At 64.4% G+C, this 15,042-nt stretch carries 12 protein-coding genes; 6 read left to right on the top strand and 6 right to left on the bottom strand.

Annotated elements, in window-relative coordinates:
• Positions 1 to 291: 291 nt before the first annotated feature.
• On the bottom strand, positions 292 to 846 hold the full coding sequence (locus tag WA702_RS03890) for a c-type cytochrome (protein ID WP_425109213.1): 555 nt from the start codon (positions 844 to 846) through the stop codon (positions 292 to 294).
• A 220-nt stretch (positions 847 to 1,066) separates the two neighbouring features.
• Here WA702_RS03890 and WA702_RS03885 point away from each other — a divergent pair, with 220 nt between their 5' ends.
• Positions 1,067 to 1,807 carry a 3-deoxy-manno-octulosonate cytidylyltransferase gene (locus WA702_RS03885; protein ID WP_425109212.1) on the top strand — a complete coding sequence of 247 codons (741 nt, stop codon included), beginning with the start codon at positions 1,067 to 1,069 and terminating at the stop codon, positions 1,805 to 1,807.
• Positions 1,808 to 1,828: 21 nt separating this feature from the next.
• Complete coding sequence (locus tag WA702_RS03880; RefSeq protein WP_425109211.1) at positions 1,829 to 2,689, top strand: prephenate dehydratase; 861 nt, start codon at positions 1,829 to 1,831, stop codon at positions 2,687 to 2,689.
• 128 nt (positions 2,690 to 2,817) lie between these two features.
• On the opposite strand, the gene WA702_RS03875 is transcribed toward WA702_RS03880, so the two are convergent.
• Positions 2,818 to 3,828 (bottom strand): LLM class flavin-dependent oxidoreductase, encoded by a 1,011-nt coding sequence (locus WA702_RS03875; RefSeq protein ID WP_425109210.1) that lies wholly within the window; start codon positions 3,826 to 3,828, stop codon positions 2,818 to 2,820.
• A 483-nt stretch (positions 3,829 to 4,311) separates the two neighbouring features.
• On the opposite strand from WA702_RS03875, the gene metF reads away from it, so the two are divergent.
• The 4 genes from metF (at position 4,312) to WA702_RS03855 (ending at position 10,478) form a co-directional block, all read left to right on the top strand.
• Positions 4,312 to 5,232, top strand: coding sequence for a methylenetetrahydrofolate reductase [NAD(P)H] (gene metF, locus WA702_RS03870; RefSeq protein ID WP_425109209.1), 921 nt, complete (start codon positions 4,312 to 4,314; stop codon positions 5,230 to 5,232).
• Positions 5,232 to 9,119, top strand: a complete 3,888-nt coding sequence (gene metH, locus WA702_RS03865) for a methionine synthase (protein WP_425109208.1) — start codon at positions 5,232 to 5,234, stop codon at positions 9,117 to 9,119. The genes metF and metH overlap by 1 nt, the downstream gene beginning before the upstream one ends.
• Positions 9,120 to 9,342: 223 nt before the next feature.
• On the top strand, positions 9,343 to 10,002 hold the full coding sequence (maiA, locus tag WA702_RS03860; RefSeq protein WP_425109207.1) for a maleylacetoacetate isomerase: 660 nt from the start codon (positions 9,343 to 9,345) through the stop codon (positions 10,000 to 10,002).
• 164 nt (positions 10,003 to 10,166) lie between these two features.
• Positions 10,167 to 10,478, top strand: a complete 312-nt coding sequence (locus WA702_RS03855) for a hypothetical protein (RefSeq protein WP_425109206.1) — start codon at positions 10,167 to 10,169, stop codon at positions 10,476 to 10,478.
• A gap of 19 nt (positions 10,479 to 10,497) precedes the next feature.
• Here WA702_RS03855 and glpK read toward each other — a convergent pair whose 3' ends face one another.
• The 4 genes from glpK to WA702_RS03835 form a co-directional block, all read right to left on the bottom strand.
• On the bottom strand, positions 10,498 to 12,000 hold the full coding sequence (gene glpK, locus WA702_RS03850; RefSeq protein WP_425109205.1) for a glycerol kinase GlpK: 1,503 nt from the start codon (positions 11,998 to 12,000) through the stop codon (positions 10,498 to 10,500).
• A gap of 261 nt (positions 12,001 to 12,261) precedes the next feature.
• Positions 12,262 to 13,035: an SDR family NAD(P)-dependent oxidoreductase gene (locus WA702_RS03845; protein ID WP_425109204.1), complete on the bottom strand. Its 774-nt coding sequence runs from the start codon at positions 13,033 to 13,035 to the stop codon at positions 12,262 to 12,264.
• A gap of 114 nt (positions 13,036 to 13,149) precedes the next feature.
• Positions 13,150 to 14,292 carry a pimeloyl-CoA dehydrogenase small subunit gene (pimD, locus tag WA702_RS03840; protein WP_425109203.1) on the bottom strand — a complete coding sequence of 381 codons (1,143 nt, stop codon included), beginning with the start codon at positions 14,290 to 14,292 and terminating at the stop codon, positions 13,150 to 13,152.
• 178 nt (positions 14,293 to 14,470) lie between these two features.
• The coding region (locus tag WA702_RS03835) for an acyl-CoA dehydrogenase family protein (protein WP_425109202.1) at positions 14,471 to 15,042 on the bottom strand (572 nt) is incomplete at its 5' end.

The following is a 15,042-nucleotide window of genomic DNA, read 5'->3' as shown; positions in this document are numbered from 1 at the left end:
ATCTCTTGAGCATGACTCCCACAACAAGCCGTGGTTCGTGCCGTCTGGAAAAAACTGGCCGGGATCGCGAGTTCCACTCATTGAGGGGGCAATATAAGGCAAGGTTTCGACAAATAACCTTGCTTTTTCCTCATGATACCGGCTTGTGAACGGCCGCGCTGCGGCGAAAGGTCCCAAACCGTTGCGAATAACGGCCATCTCATACGAAAACGGCCAGGGATGACCCTGGCCGTTTGATATCGCTCTGCTTGTCCGTGACCGGCATCAGGCCGTCCCACCAGACAAAAGGGCTTACTTGGCCGCGGTGGGCAGCGGCTTCGGGTTATCGGACAGCGAGTTCAGATAGGCGATCACGTCGGCGCGCTCGGAGGCCTTCTGGATGCCAGCGAAGCCCATCGCGGTGCCCGGGATGAAGGTCTTCGGGCTGGTGATGAACTGGTTGAGGTCGTCGATGGTCCAGGTGCCGCCCTTGGCCTTCATCGCAGCCGAGAAGTTGAAGCCGTTGCGGTCCTCGCCCCTCTTGTCGTCAACGATGCCATAGAGGTTCGGGCCGACCCGATTCGGGCCACCCTTCTCGAAGGTGTGGCAGGCCTGGCACTTCTTGGCCGCGGCTTCGCCCTTCTCGACGGAGGCGCTGGCGAGCAGCTTCTCGATCGGTTCGGCTTGGGCCGGCGCGGCGCCGCCCTTCTCGCCGGCTGGCGGCTCAGCCTTCACGGCAATTTCGAAGCCGGGCTTCTCCGGCATCTTGGGGGCAAACAGCGCATTCGCAGTGAAGCTCGTGACCAAGAGGACGAGACAGGAGGCGAGGACGGCGCCGAGAATCTTATTGAGTTCGAAGGAGTCCATCTTCGGTCAGGCTCCGAGGCGGGAATTGCATTGTTCGGGACCACGGGTCGTACCCGTGTATCGCAAATTATGGGTCGCCTCAGGAATCGGTATTGCTGCCTCCCCCCTTCGGCAGGAGTGAGATATCGGTTTGCCCGTGGTCTGGCAACCCGTATAAGCGGGCCTGCTTTTGCCCTTCCCCCACTCATATCCGCATATCTGAAGGCCGCATTCGACCAGGATGACCCGTTCTCGCAACCTCGTGCTGATTCCGGCCCGCATGGCCGCGACGCGCCTGCCCGGCAAGCCGCTGCTCGACATCGCTGGCCTTCCCATGATCGTGCATGTGCTGCGCCGGGCCGAGGAAGCAGCAATCGGCCGCGTCGCGGTGGCAACCGACACGCCCGAGATCGCACAGGCCGTCACGGCGCATGGCGGCGAAGCTGTCATGACCAGCCCCGACCATCCCTCCGGCTCGGACCGGATTCACGAGGCGATGTGCAAGCTCGATCCCGAAGGCCGGGCGGAGATCGTGATCAATCTGCAGGGCGACTTCCCGACCATCCGCCCGGACAACATTCGCGACGTGCTGTCGCCGCTGGCCGATCCGGCCGTCGATATTGCAACGCTGGCGGCCAAGATTCACACCGCGGAAGAGAGCAACGCCCCAAGCGTGGTCAAGGCCGTGGGCTCGCCGATCGGGCCGCGGCGACTGCGCGCACTGTATTTCACCCGCGCCTCGGCCCCCCATGGTGACGGACCGCAATACCACCATATCGGACTCTACGCCTATCGTCGCGCCGCGCTGGAACGCTTCGTCAGCCTGCCCCCCTCGCCGCTGGAGCTGCAGGAGAAGCTGGAGCAGCTTCGCGCGCTGGAAGCCGGCATGCGCATCGACATCGGCATCGTCGACACCGTCCCGCGCGGGGTCGACACTCTGCCCGACCTCGAAACTGCCCGCCGCGCCCTTTCCAAGGGGTGAGCGGCTGCTACAAGGCGCCTCATGACCAAGATATTGAAAATCGCATTCCAGGGCGAGCCGGGAGCCAATTCCCACATCGCCGTGTCCGAAGCCTATCCGGACGCCGAGCCGATGCCCTGTCCCACCTTCGAGGACGCGCTGGCTGTGATCGCCTCGGGCGAGGCCGATCTCGGCATGATCCCGATCGAGAACTCGGTGGCGGGCCGCGTCGCCGACATCCATCATCTCTTGCCGGCGTCGGGCCTGCACATCGTCGGCGAATGGTTCCTGCCGGTTCACCACCAGCTGTTAGGCATCAAGGGCTCTGAGCTCGGCGACATCAAGACGGTCGAGAGCCATGTCCACGCGCTCGGCCAGTGCCGCAACATCATCCGCAAGCTCGGCATCAAGGCGATCGTCGCAGCCGATACCGCCGGCAGCGCCCGCATCGTGGCCGAACGCGGCGACAAGACCAGCGCGTCGATCGCCACGCGGTTGGCCGGCGAAATCTACGGGCTCGATATCCTCGCCGAGAACGTCGAGGACGAGGCTCACAACACCACGCGCTTCGTCGTGCTGGCGCGCGAGCCGAAATGGGCCGTGCAAAACTCCGGCCCGCTAGTCACCACCTTTGTCTTCCGGGTGCGCAACCTGCCCGCCGCGCTCTACAAGGCGCTCGGCGGCTTCGCCACCAACGGCGTCAACATGACCAAGTTGGAAAGCTACATGGTGGACGGCGAGTTCTTCGCCACGCAGTTCTATGCCGATGTCGAGGGCCATCCCGATGACAAGGGCCTCGCCTACGCGATCGAGGAGCTAAAGTTCTTCTCCCGCGAATTCCGCATCGTCGGCGTCTATCCCGGTCACCCGTTCCGGGCGACGTTCAGCGGAGCGAGCGAGTGATAGAGGCTGTCGTTCCGGGGCGAGGCCACAGGCCTCGAACCCGGAATCTCGAGCTTGGCTTGCATTCTCACAACAAGATCGGATTCCGGGTTCGATGCTGCGCATCGCCCCGGAATGAAAGCAAGAGGCTATGGCGCCTTCAACCCAAATGCTTCCGCCAGCAGGCTGTAAGACCGCTTCCGCGCCTGATGGTCGAAGATCGCCGAGATCACCATCAACTCGTCCGCCTGGCTTTCCTCGATCATCGGCTTCAGCTTTGCCATCACGGTTGCCGGCGAGCCGACGAACAGCCGTTTGCGGTTGCGCGCGATCGAGGCGCGGTCGGCGTCCGTATAGGGATAGGCTTGCGCCTCCTGCGGGCTCGGCAGCGGCGCATAGGTGCCGCGGTCGCGCCTGAGACGATTGAGGTCCATCGAGGACGCGAGACGGTCGGCCTCGGCATCGGTCTCGGCCGTGACCACGGCCACCGCGAGGATCGCATGCGGCGTAGCACGCCAGCGCGAGGGCTGGAAACGGGCGCGGTAATTGACCATCGCTGTGACGGCGTCATGGCTGGCGAAATGATGCGCGAAGGCGAAGCCCATTCCGACCTGCGCCGCGAGCTCACTCGAATAGTCGCTGGAGCCGAGCAGCCAGATCGGCGGCAGCGGCACGTCATCCGGCATCGCGATCACATTGTGATAGGGATGCCCGTCCGGAAACTCGCGGGTTTCCCACAAGGTCAGTTCGTGCAACCGCTCCAGGAAGTCGTCGCCCTCGCGGCGGTCGAGCCGGCTGCGCAGCGCATAGGCCGTGGTGCCGTCGGTGCCGGGCGCGCGTCCCAGGCCGAGATCGATCCGGCCGGGAAACAGCGCCTCCAGCATCTTGAAGCGTTCGGCGACCACCAGCGGCGCGTGGTTGGGCAGCATCACTCCGCCGGCGCCGACATGGATGTGTTTGGTGACCGCGGCGATCTGGCCGATCATGACGTCGGGCGCCGGGCTCGCGACCGACGAAAGGCTGTGATGCTCGGCGGTCCAGTAGCGGACGTAGCCCAGGCCATCGATATGCACAGCCAGATCGATGCTGTTGCGCAGCGCCACGGAGGCTTTGGTGGCTGTCGTGGTGACGGAGAGGTCGAGGACTGAGAGCGGGATCATTCGGCTAAGCTAGCGGTACTCGAGCGCGGCGCAAAGGTTGTCCGGAGCGTTTCGCACCGTGCGTCCATTGGATTCTCGGTGTCATCGCCCGCGAAGCGGGTGATCCACTATTCCGAGACAGCAGCGCTTGAATCCAGCGGCCGCGGCGTACTGGATCGTCCGCCTTTGCGGACGATGATATTGGGAGGGGGGACCCGATTTTTGGTGGGCTAAAAAGTCGATATTCCGACCAAACTGACGTCCTGCCCACTCTCTTTTCGGCCAAATCGCGGAATATGTCGGATTAATTCCTGAATTTTTGGAAATTTTGACAGCGCAGTCATCAAGACCTCGAAGCTTAACGTACAAATTTCGGCACGTAGTGGGCAATTTCCCATAGCGAGTGGGCTATTGGTTCCACCGCGTTTCACTTATCTTACGGCACTAGGCCCCCGCGCGGAGGGCCATGAACCGATATCGACGCCCAACGGAGCGCCTGAAACCATGACCGACCTGACGACGCCCATCGCCAATGGAGCCGCCGGGCTGACGCGGCCGAAAATCTCCTTCGAATTCTTTCCGCCCAAGACCGAGGAGATGGACAAGACGCTGTGGACCTCGATCGAGCGTCTTGCGCCATTGGAGCCGAACTTCGTCTCGGTGACCTACGGTGCCGGCGGCTCCACGCGAGAGCGCACCCACGCCACCATCTCCCGCATCCTGAAAGAAACCAGCCTGCTGCCGGCCGCGCATCTGACCTGCGTCGGCTCCGCGCGCGGCGAGATCGACGAGATCGTCGACCGCTATCATGAGGTCGGCGTCCGCCACATCGTGGCGTTGCGCGGCGATCCGCCCGGCGGCATCGGCACGCCCTATTACACCCACGCCGACGGCTATCAGAGCTCGCCGGAGTTGATCGCCGGCATCAAGAAGCGTCACCCCGATATCGAGGTGTCGGTCTCGGCCTATCCCGAGAAGCATCCCGAAAGCCTGGACTTCAAGGCCGACGTCGACATTCTCAAAGCCAAGGTCGATGCCGGCGCCACCCGCGCCATTACCCAGGTGTTCTTCGATAACGACCTCTACTTCCGCTACCTCGACCGCGTCCGCGCCCGCGGCATCGACATCCCAATCGTGCCCGGCATCATGCCGATGCACAATTTCAAGCAGGCCCGCGGCTTCGTGACCCGCGCCGGCACCACGGTGCCGCAATGGCTCGCGGAGAAATTCGACGGGCTCGATGACGATGCCGAGACCCGCAAGCTGGTGGCGGCGACGGTTGCCGCCGGCCAGGTGCAGAAGCTCGCCAAGCGCGGCGTCGACACCTTCCATTTCTATACCATGAACCGCGCCGATCTGGTGTTCGCGATCAGCCATCTGCTCGGCATACGCCCGACCAAGCCCGTCAAGAAAGCCGCTGCCTGATGAGTGCTCCCGTGTCTGCTAAACGTACTGCCCTGCTCGCCGCCGCATCGAAGCGCATCCTGGTGCTCGATGGCGCCATGGGCACCATGATCCAGGCGCTGCAATTCGACGAGGCCGCTTTCCGCGGCGAGCGTTTCAAGGACTTTCACCGCGACGTGCGCGGCAACAACGATCTGCTGATCCTGACCCAGCCGCAGGCGATCCAGGACATCCACGCGCAGTACTTGCGCGCCGGCGCCGACATCGTCGCCACCAACACGTTCTCCTCGACGACGATCGCGCAGGCCGATTACGACCTGACCGACATCATCTACGACCTCAATTTCGAAGGCGCGCGGCTGGCGCGCAATGCCGCCGAGCAGGTCGCGGCTGAGGACGGCAAGCCGCGCTTCGTCGCCGGCGCGATGGGCCCGACCAACCGCACCGCCTCGATCTCGCCCGACGTCGCCAATCCCGGCTATCGCGCCGTGACCTTCGACGACCTGCGCATTGCTTACGGAGAACAGGCGAAAGGCCTGCTCGACGGCGGCGCTGATATCCTGCTGGTCGAGACCATCTTCGATACGCTCAACGCCAAGGCCGCGCTCTATGCTATCGCCGAGCTTTGCGATGAGCGTGGCATCGACATCCCGGTGATGGTGTCCGGCACCATCACCGACAAGTCCGGCCGCCTGCTCTCGGGCCAGATGCCGGAGGCGTTCTGGAATTCGGTGCGGCACGCCAAACCGGTGACGATCGGCTTCAATTGCGCGCTCGGCGCTGAAGATCTGCGCGGGCATATCGCCGATATCGGCCGCGTCGCCGATACCCTGGTCTGCGCCTACCCGAACGCCGGCCTGCCCAACGAATTCGGCGAGTATGACGAGACGCCCGAGTACATGGCGCGGCTGGTCGGCGAGTTCGCCCGCGATGGCCTCGTCAACATCGTCGGCGGCTGCTGCGGCACCACGCCCGACCATATCGCTGCGATCGCCGCAGCCGTTGCCCCGCACAAGCCGCGCGCGGTGCCTGAGATCGCGCCGCGGCTGCGGCTCTCCGGCCTCGAGCCGTTCGAGCTGACGCCCGCGATCCCCTTCGTCAATGTCGGCGAGCGCACCAACGTCACGGGCTCGGCGAAATTCCGCAAGCTGATCACCGCCGGCGACTACACCGCGGCACTGCAGGTGGCGCGCGACCAGGTCGCCAACGGCGCCCAGGTGATCGACGTCAACATGGACGAAGGCCTGCTCGATTCAGAAGCCGCGATGCGGACCTTCCTCAACCTGGTCGCGGCCGAGCCTGACATCGCGCGCGTGCCGATCATGGTCGATTCCTCGAAATTCCACGTCATCGAGGCCGGCCTGAAATGCGTGCAAGGCAAGCCGGTGGTGAACTCAATCTCGCTGAAAGAAGGCGAGGAGAAATTTTTGCACGAAGCGACGATCGCGCGCCGTCATGGCGCCGCCGTCGTGGTGATGGCGTTCGACGAGAAGGGCCAGGCCGACACCTACGAACGCAAGACCGAGATCTGCAAGCGCGCCTACGACTTCCTGATCGAGCGGGTCGGCTTCCCGCCCGAGGACATCATCTTCGATCCGAATATTTTTGCGATCGCGACCGGGCTCGAGGAGCACAACAATTACGGTGTCGACTTCATCGAAGCCGTCAAATGGATTCGCCAGAACCTGCCGCACGCGCATATCTCGGGCGGCGTCTCCAACCTGTCATTCTCGTTCCGCGGCAACGAGCCGGTGCGCGAGGCGATGCATTCGGTGTTCCTGTATCACGCCATCAAGGCCGGCATGGACATGGGCATCGTCAACGCCGGGCAGATGATCGTCTATGACGACATCGATCCGGAGCTGCGCCAGGTTTGCGAGGACGTCATTCTCAATCGCGATCCGGCGGCGCCTGAGCGGCTGCTGGCCTTGGCGGAGAAATTCCGCGGCCAGGGCAAGCAGGTCAAGGAAGCCGATCTCGCCTGGCGCGAATGGCCGGTCGAGAAGCGGCTCGCGCATTCGCTCGTGCACGGCATCACCGAATATATCGAGCAGGACACCGAAGAAGCCCGCGCGGCGGCGGAGCGCCCGCTTCACGTCATCGAGGGGCCGCTGATGGCCGGCATGAACGTGGTCGGCGACCTCTTCGGCGACGGCAAGATGTTCCTGCCGCAGGTGGTGAAGTCGGCGCGCGTGATGAAGCAGGCGGTCGCCTATCTGATGCCGTTCATGGAGGCCGAGAAGGCGCGAAATCTCGCCAACGGCATCGCCGGCGACGGTCGCTCCTCCGCCGGCAAGATCGTGCTTGCCACCGTCAAGGGCGACGTCCACGACATCGGCAAGAACATCGTCGGCATCGTGCTCCAGTGCAACAACTACGAGGTGGTCGACCTCGGCGTCATGGTGCCGGCGGCGAAGATCATCGACGCGGCAAAGGCCGAGAAGGCCGACATCATCGGCCTCTCCGGCCTGATCACGCCGTCGCTCGACGAGATGGCCTATCTGGCTGCCGAGATGGAACGGCAGAACATGCAGATGCCGCTGTTGATCGGCGGCGCCACCACCAGCCGCGTGCACACGGCGGTGAAGATCGATCCGAACTACCGCAACGGCCCGGTCGTGCATGTCAACGACGCCAGCCGCGCGGTCGGCGTCGCCTCCTCGCTGCTATCGCCGGAGCGCCGCGGCGCCTATGCCGACGACGTCCGCAGCGAATATGCCAGGATCGCGGAAGCGCATCTGCGCGGCCAGGCCAACAAGAAGCGCCTGGCCCTGGCCGCGGCCCGCGCCAACGCGACCAAGGTCGATTTCGCCAAGACACCGCCGGTGAGGCCGACATTCCTGGGGTTGAAGAGCTTCGCCGATTACGATCTCGCCGAGATCGTACCATATATCGACTGGACGCCGTTCTTCCAGGCCTGGGAGCTGGCCGGCCGTTTCCCGGCGATCCTCGACGATGCCACCGTCGGCGAGGCCGCGCGCGCGCTCTATGACGACGCCCGCAAGCTGCTCGATCGCATCGTCAAGGAGAGATGGTTCACCGCGCGCGCGACCATCGGCTTCTGGCCTGTCAATGCCGAGGGCGACGACATCGTCGTCTATGCCGACGAGACGCGCACCAAGCAGATCGCGACGTTGCACACGCTGCGCCAGCAGCTCGAGAAGCGCGAGGGCCGATTCAATACCGCGCTGTCGGATTTCATCGCGCCGCGCGCCTCCGGCATTCCCGACTATATCGGCGGCTTCGTCGTCACGGCGGGAATCGGCGAGGACGTCGTCGCCGACCGCTTCAAGAACGCCAACGACGACTACTCCTCGATCCTGGTCAAGGCACTGGCCGACCGTCTCGCGGAAGCTTTTGCCGAGCGCATGCATGCGCGCGTGCGCCGCGAGTTCTGGGCCTATGCGCCGGACGAGGCGCTCTCCAACGAGGAGATGGTCCTGGAGAAGTATCAGGGCATCCGACCGGCGCCCGGCTATCCGGCGCAGCCCGACCACACCGAGAAGGCGACGCTGTTCGCGCTGCTCGATGCCGAAAACAATTCCGGCGTGCAGTTGACCGAGAGCTTTGCGATGTGGCCGGGATCGTCGGTCTCGGGGCTGTATTTTTCGCACCCGGAGAGCTTCTATTTCGGCGTCGGCAAGATCGAGCGCGACCAGGTCGAGGACTACGCCGCCCGTAAGAACATGAGCGCGGCGGAGATCGAGCGCTGGCTGGCGCCGATCCTCAACTACATCCCCTCGCAGGCGGCGCGCCCCAAGGACGCCGCGGCGTCGATTGCAGCGGCGGTGCCCGCCAACGACAGCAGCGCCGACGATGCGGCGTCGAAGGAGCTCGCCGGCCATCCCCCCGGCTGCGCCTGCGCCGTGCATCTGGCTTGGCGCAAGAAGGCGGTGGGGGCGAAGTAGTTATCTCTCATTGTCTGCTTTGGCGAAGGCAGCCGCTCCACCCCTGCTGTCATGCCCCGCTTCAAGCGGGGCATCCAGTACGCCGCAGCCCCTCGATCGATCAACACTTTCCCGGAATACTGGATTGCCCGCCTTCGCGGGCGATGACAGTCTTATTACTAGCGCGAGCTGTAACGAACTCGCATAGTTTCTCCGGCACGGTCCGACCGAGCAGGGATGCATCATGAAATTCTATTCCTTCTGGCGATCGCTGGCGAGTTTTCGGGTGCGCATCGCGCTCAACCTGAAGAACGCCGCGCATGAGGTCGTGCTGGTCGATATCGACCACAACGAGCAGCGCGGCGCTGACTACGCCAAGGTCAATCCGCAGATGGCGCTGCCGGCGCTGGAGCTCGACGACGGCACCGTGCTGTTTCAGTCGATCGCCATCCTCGATTATCTCGACGAGGCGTTTCCCGCGCCGCCGCTGCTGCCCGCCGACATCAAAGGCCGCGCGCGGGCACGCGCGCTGGCACTGATGGTGGCCTGCGAGGGACATCCGCTGCTGGTGCCGCGCGTCCGCCAATATCTCAATGACGTTGTCAAGCTCGACCGGAACGCGCAGGCCGCCTGGCGGAAGCACTGGATCGTCGAAACCTTGACGACGCTGGAGGCGCAGCTTGGCGGCCACAGGGACACCGGCCGCTTCTGCCATGGCGATGCCCCGACGATGGCCGACATCTGCATGGTGGGCCACGTCTCGATCGCGGTCATGCAGGACATCGATCTCACGCCCTACCCGATCACGACGCGCATCTTCGAGACGGCGATGGCGCTGCCGGCTTTCGCCCAGGCGCATCCGCTGGCACAGCCGGACGCGCCGGAGGCGATGCGGCGGAAATGACGGCGCCGTCCAGGCCACGCGATATGCGCGGCTGACGGGGCAGCCAATTTTGGCGTAAACTTTAATATGCAACCATCAGGGCGCGACCTGACCAAATCGTCACTGGCCGCATTACAGCGAATCAGGCGCTGATGTTCCATCACGGGAACAGCGGAGCATTGCTCGTGTCGCGCCATCATACGCTGCCGCCTGTTGTCGCCACGCCTGAGCCGTCCAAGCCGAAGGAAACCCGGCGCAAGCGCGGCATCGTCGGCGTCTGGCGCAAGCGCGCGACAGACGGCTCCGATGAGGCGGACGAGATCGACGATGGCCCGCTGCCCGCACCTGCTCCACGCTCCAACCTGTCTCCACCCGGAACGCGCGGCGAGGCGACTGAGCGGCACATCCCGTTCACCTCCGGCAAGCTCAGCGCCGACACGCTGAAAATCATGCTGGAAGCGCAGGAGGTGACGAGCAAGGACGGCACGCAGTCGTAGCGGCGCGCATCATCGCTCGTTACTCCCCCTCGTCGCTGGCGAGCACGCCCTTCACCGCGCGCGCCCAGCCTTTCAGTTTGCGCTCGCGCGTGGCGACGCTCATCGCCGGCCTGAAGCGATGCTCGAGTCGCCAATTGTCGGCGAAGCGCGAGGGCTCCGGGTAGACGCCGGCATGAAGGCCCGCGAGATAGGCCGCGCCGAGCGCCGTGGTCTCCTGGATCATCGGGCGGTCGACCGGCGCGTCGAGCAGGTCGGCGAGCCGCTGCATGGTCCAGTCCGACGCGGTCATGCCGCCATCAACGCGGAGCACGATGGTGGCCGCGGACGCGTCCGGCCAGTCGTTGCGCATCGCCGCCCAGAGATCGTAGGTCTGGTAGCAGACGCTCTCCAGCGTCGCATGCGCGAGCTCGGCCGGACCGGTGTTGCGGGTCAGCCCGAACAGCGCGCCGCGCACGCGCGGATTCCAGTAGGGCGCGCCCATGCCGACGAAGGCCGGCACCAGATAGACCGACTGCATCGAGTCGGACTTGTCGGCGAGCGGCCCGGTCTCCGCGGCGTGCTTGATGATGCCGAGCCCATCGCGCAGCCATTGCACCGCCGAGCCCGCGACGAAGATCGAGCCCTCCAGTGCATAGGTGCGGACGCCACCGAGCTGATAGGCGATCGTGGTCAGCAGGCGATTTTTCGAGACAACCGGCGTGGTGCCGGTGTTGAGCAGTGCGAAGCAGCCGGTGCCGTAGGTCGACTTCATCATGCCCGGCGTGAAGCAGGCCTGGCCGATGGTCGCGGCCTGCTGGTCGCCGGCGATGCCCGCGATCGTAATCGGACCGCCGAACAGATCGGGGATGGTCTCGCCGAAATGCGCCGAGGAATCCTTCACCTCCGGCAGCATCGAGCGCGGCACCCGCAGCAGCTTCAGCAGTTCGTCGTCCCACTGTCCGGTGTGGATGTTGAACAGCAGGGTGCGCGAAGCGTTGGTGGCGTCGGTCGCATGCACCTTGCCGCCGGTGAGGCGCCACAGCAGATAGCAGTCGACGGTACCGAACATCAGCTCGCCGGCCTCGGCCCGCTCGCGCGCGCCCGGCACATGATCGAGTATCCAGGCGACCTTGGTGGCGGAAAAATAAGGATCGATGATCAGGCCGGTCTTCTCCGAGACCTTGGGCTCGTGGCCCTCATTCTTCAGCCGGGCGCAGATATCGGCGGTGCGGCGGTCCTGCCAGACAATGGCGCGATGCACGGCCTGCCCGGTGGCGCGGTCCCACACCACGGTGGTCTCGCGCTGGTTGGTGATGCCGATCGCCGCGACGTCCTTGGCCTTGAGGCCCGCTTTCTCCAGCGCATCGCGGCAGGTGATGATTGTGGAGGTCCAGATGTCCTCCGGCTCGTGCTCGACCCAGCCGGACGCCGGGAAATGCTGCGGGAATTCCTGCTGCGCAGTCGCCGCGATCGAGATGTCGGAGCGGAACACGATGGCGCGCGAGGACGTGGTGCCCTGATCGATGGCCAACACGAAGGACATGACGTTTCATCCCGGGAAAGCTGTTGTGGGACGCCCAAGCAAGCGGATTGGAAAGCGGAGGTCAAGGCGATTACTACACGCACAGTGCTATCCTCTCCCCTTGCGGGAGAGGGTGCCTCGCGAAGCGAGGCGGGTGAGGGGTCTCTCTCGGCATACGCGCTTGCGGAGACAGACCCCCCTCACCCGTCTCAATCTCGCTTCGCGATCTTGAGCCACCCTCTCCCACAAGGGGAGAGGGGCGATCCGTCGTGTGGAGCGAAGTTACACCGCCGCCGTGGTCACGCCGCCGTCAACGACAATGGTCTGGCCGGTCATGAAGGTTGAGGCATCGGAGGCGAGATAGGCGACGGCGCCGGCGATCTCGTGGGGCTCGCCGATCCGGCGCAGCGGCGTGGTGGCGCAGCGCTGCTTCAGCCGTGCCTCGTCCTCCCACAGCGCGCGGGCAAAGTCGGTCTTGACGAGGCCCGGCGCGACGCAATTGACGCGCACGCCCTTCGGCCCCCATTCGCCGGCGAGGCTGCGGCACAGCGAGAAATCCGCCGCCTTGGAGATGCCGTAGGCGCCGATCACGGTCGAGCCACGCAGTCCGCCGATCGACGACACGATCACCACCGAGCCCTTGCCGCGCTCGGCCATCGCCGGCATCGCCTTGGCGCAGAGCCAGAGATTGCTCTTCACGTTCGAGCCCATGATCTTGTCGAAGGCTTCATCTGATATGTCGAGCAGCGGGCCGTAATAGGGATTCACCGCGGCGTTGCAGACGAGGATGTCGACCTTGCCATAGTGCTTCACCGCACCGTCGATCAGCGCGTCGACCTCGGCACGGCGCGAGATGTTGCAGGCAATGACATGGGCGTCGCCTCCGGCTTTCTTGATGCCATCCGCAACTTCCTGGCAGGCATCGGCCTTGCGGCTCGAGATCACCACCTTAGCGCCGAGCTGCGCCAGGAGTTCAGCCGAGGCGCGGCCGATGCCGCGGCTGGAGCCCGTGACCACGGCGACCTGTCCGGTGAGATCGAAGGGGATGTTTTTCATTGTTGTTTCCTCCGTATTCCGCCGTCATTGCGAGCGCAGCGAAGCAATCCAGAGCCGCTGAGCGGAAAGGCTGGATTGCTTCGTCGCTTCGCTCCTCGCAATGACGGCACTTAGTTAGATCAACCCGCCCGCCTCGGCCACGCGGCGCTGGTGGTAGTCGGTGTCGCCAAAGGTGTTCTCGATCATCGACAGCCGCTTGAAATAGTGGCCGATCTTGGCTTCCATGGTCATGCCGATGCCGCCATGGAGCTGGATCGACTGCTGGCCGACGAATTTTCCGGACTTGCCGATCTGCACCTTGGCTGCCGCAATCGCAGTCGAACGCTCCTTGGCGTTGTCGAAATCGCCCGCCATGGTTGCGAACATCGACATCGAGCGCGCCTGCTCCAGCGCCACGAACATGTCGGCCGCACGGTGCTGCAGGGCCTGGAACGAGCCGATCGCGACGCCAAACTGCTTGCGCGTCTTGATGTACTCGACCGTGGTCTTCAGCGACTCGTCCATCAGGCCGACCGCTTCCGCGCACAGCGCGATGCGGGCTTCATCGACCACGCGCTCGATCAGTGGCAGGCCGTTCTCGGGATCGCCGATCACGCTGTCTGCGCCGACCTCGACGCCGGTGAAGGTGATGTCGGCGGCGTGCAGGCCGTCCTGGGTCGGATAGCCCTTGCGGGTGACGCCCTTGGCATTCGCAGGCACGATGAAGACACCGATGCCGGTCTTGTCGCGCTGCGCGCCCTTGGTGCGCGCCGTGACGATCAGCATGTCGGCGCTGTCGCCATTGAGGACGACGAACTTCTCGCCGTCGATGACCCAGCCGTCGCCCTTCTTCTTCGCCGAGGTCGCGACATCGAACAGGTCGTAGCGCGACTGTTTCTCGAGCTGCGCGAAGCCGAAAGTCTTGCTGCCGTCGATGATAGCAGGGATGTGCGCGCTCTTCTGCGCGGCTGACGCCCCATGGCGCAGGAAGCCGCCGGCGATCACGACGGTGGCCAGATAAGGCTCGAGCACCAGCGCGCGGCCCATCGCCTCCATCACGATCATGGTCTCGACGCCGCCAGCGCCGAAGCCGCCATCGCTTTCGGCAAAGGGCAGACCGAGCAGCCCCTGCTCGGCGAGCTTGCCCCACATCGTCTTGCTCCAGCCGCCCTGCTCGGCCATGTACTTCTTGCGGGCTTCGAAATCATAGGCGTCGGCCAACAGGCCATCGACGCTCTCTTTCAGGAGCCGCTGCTCCTCGGACAGATCAAAATCCATGTCATTGCTCTCTAAAACGCGGGCGTTGATGTGCCGCAATTGTCACTATTCATTGCACTGTCATCCCCGCGAAAGCGGGGATCCAGTAATCGCCGGCGTCGAGGTCGATCAGGATCGCTGCGGCGTACTGGTCCCCGCTTTCGCGGGGGATGACTACAGTTGGTATCGCTGCAGCGGCTCAAAGCCCCAACACGGCCTTCGAGATGATGTTGCGCTGAATCTCGTTGGAGCCGCCGTAGATCGAGACTTTGCGGTTGTTGAAGTAGCTCGGCGCGATCTGGGCGGTCCAGTCCATGGTCTCGTTGCTGTCATCGTCGCCATGGACGTCGTAAGGCGCAGCCAGCGGGCCAATTACTTCCATCAAAAGCTCGGTGGTGGTCTGCTGGATCTCCGAGCCCTTGATCTTGAGCACGGACGAGGCCGGATTAGGCTTGCCCTTGCCGTGCTTGCCTTCGTCGGCGACGACGCGCAGTTGGGTCAGTTCGAGCGCCTTCAACTCGATCTCGCAGGCCGCGAGCTTGTCGCGGAACGACGGGTCCTCGAGCACCGGACGGCCGCCGGATTCGACCTTGGAGGCGAGGTCGCGGATGCGGCGCAGCCGCTCCTTGGAGACGCCGACACGGGCGATGCCGGTGCGCTCGTTGCCGAGCAGGAATTTTGCATAATCCCAGCCCTTGTTCTCCTCGCCGATCAGGTTCTCGTAAGGCACTTCGACATCATCGAAGAACACCTCGTTGACTTCCTTGCCGC

It is taken from the genome of Bradyrhizobium sp., assembly GCF_049798375.1.
Taxonomy (GTDB): domain Bacteria; phylum Pseudomonadota; class Alphaproteobacteria; order Rhizobiales; family Xanthobacteraceae; genus Bradyrhizobium.
The sequence above is the reverse complement of the archived record's forward strand: the minus strand, read 5'-3'. Positions and strand labels throughout refer to the sequence as shown.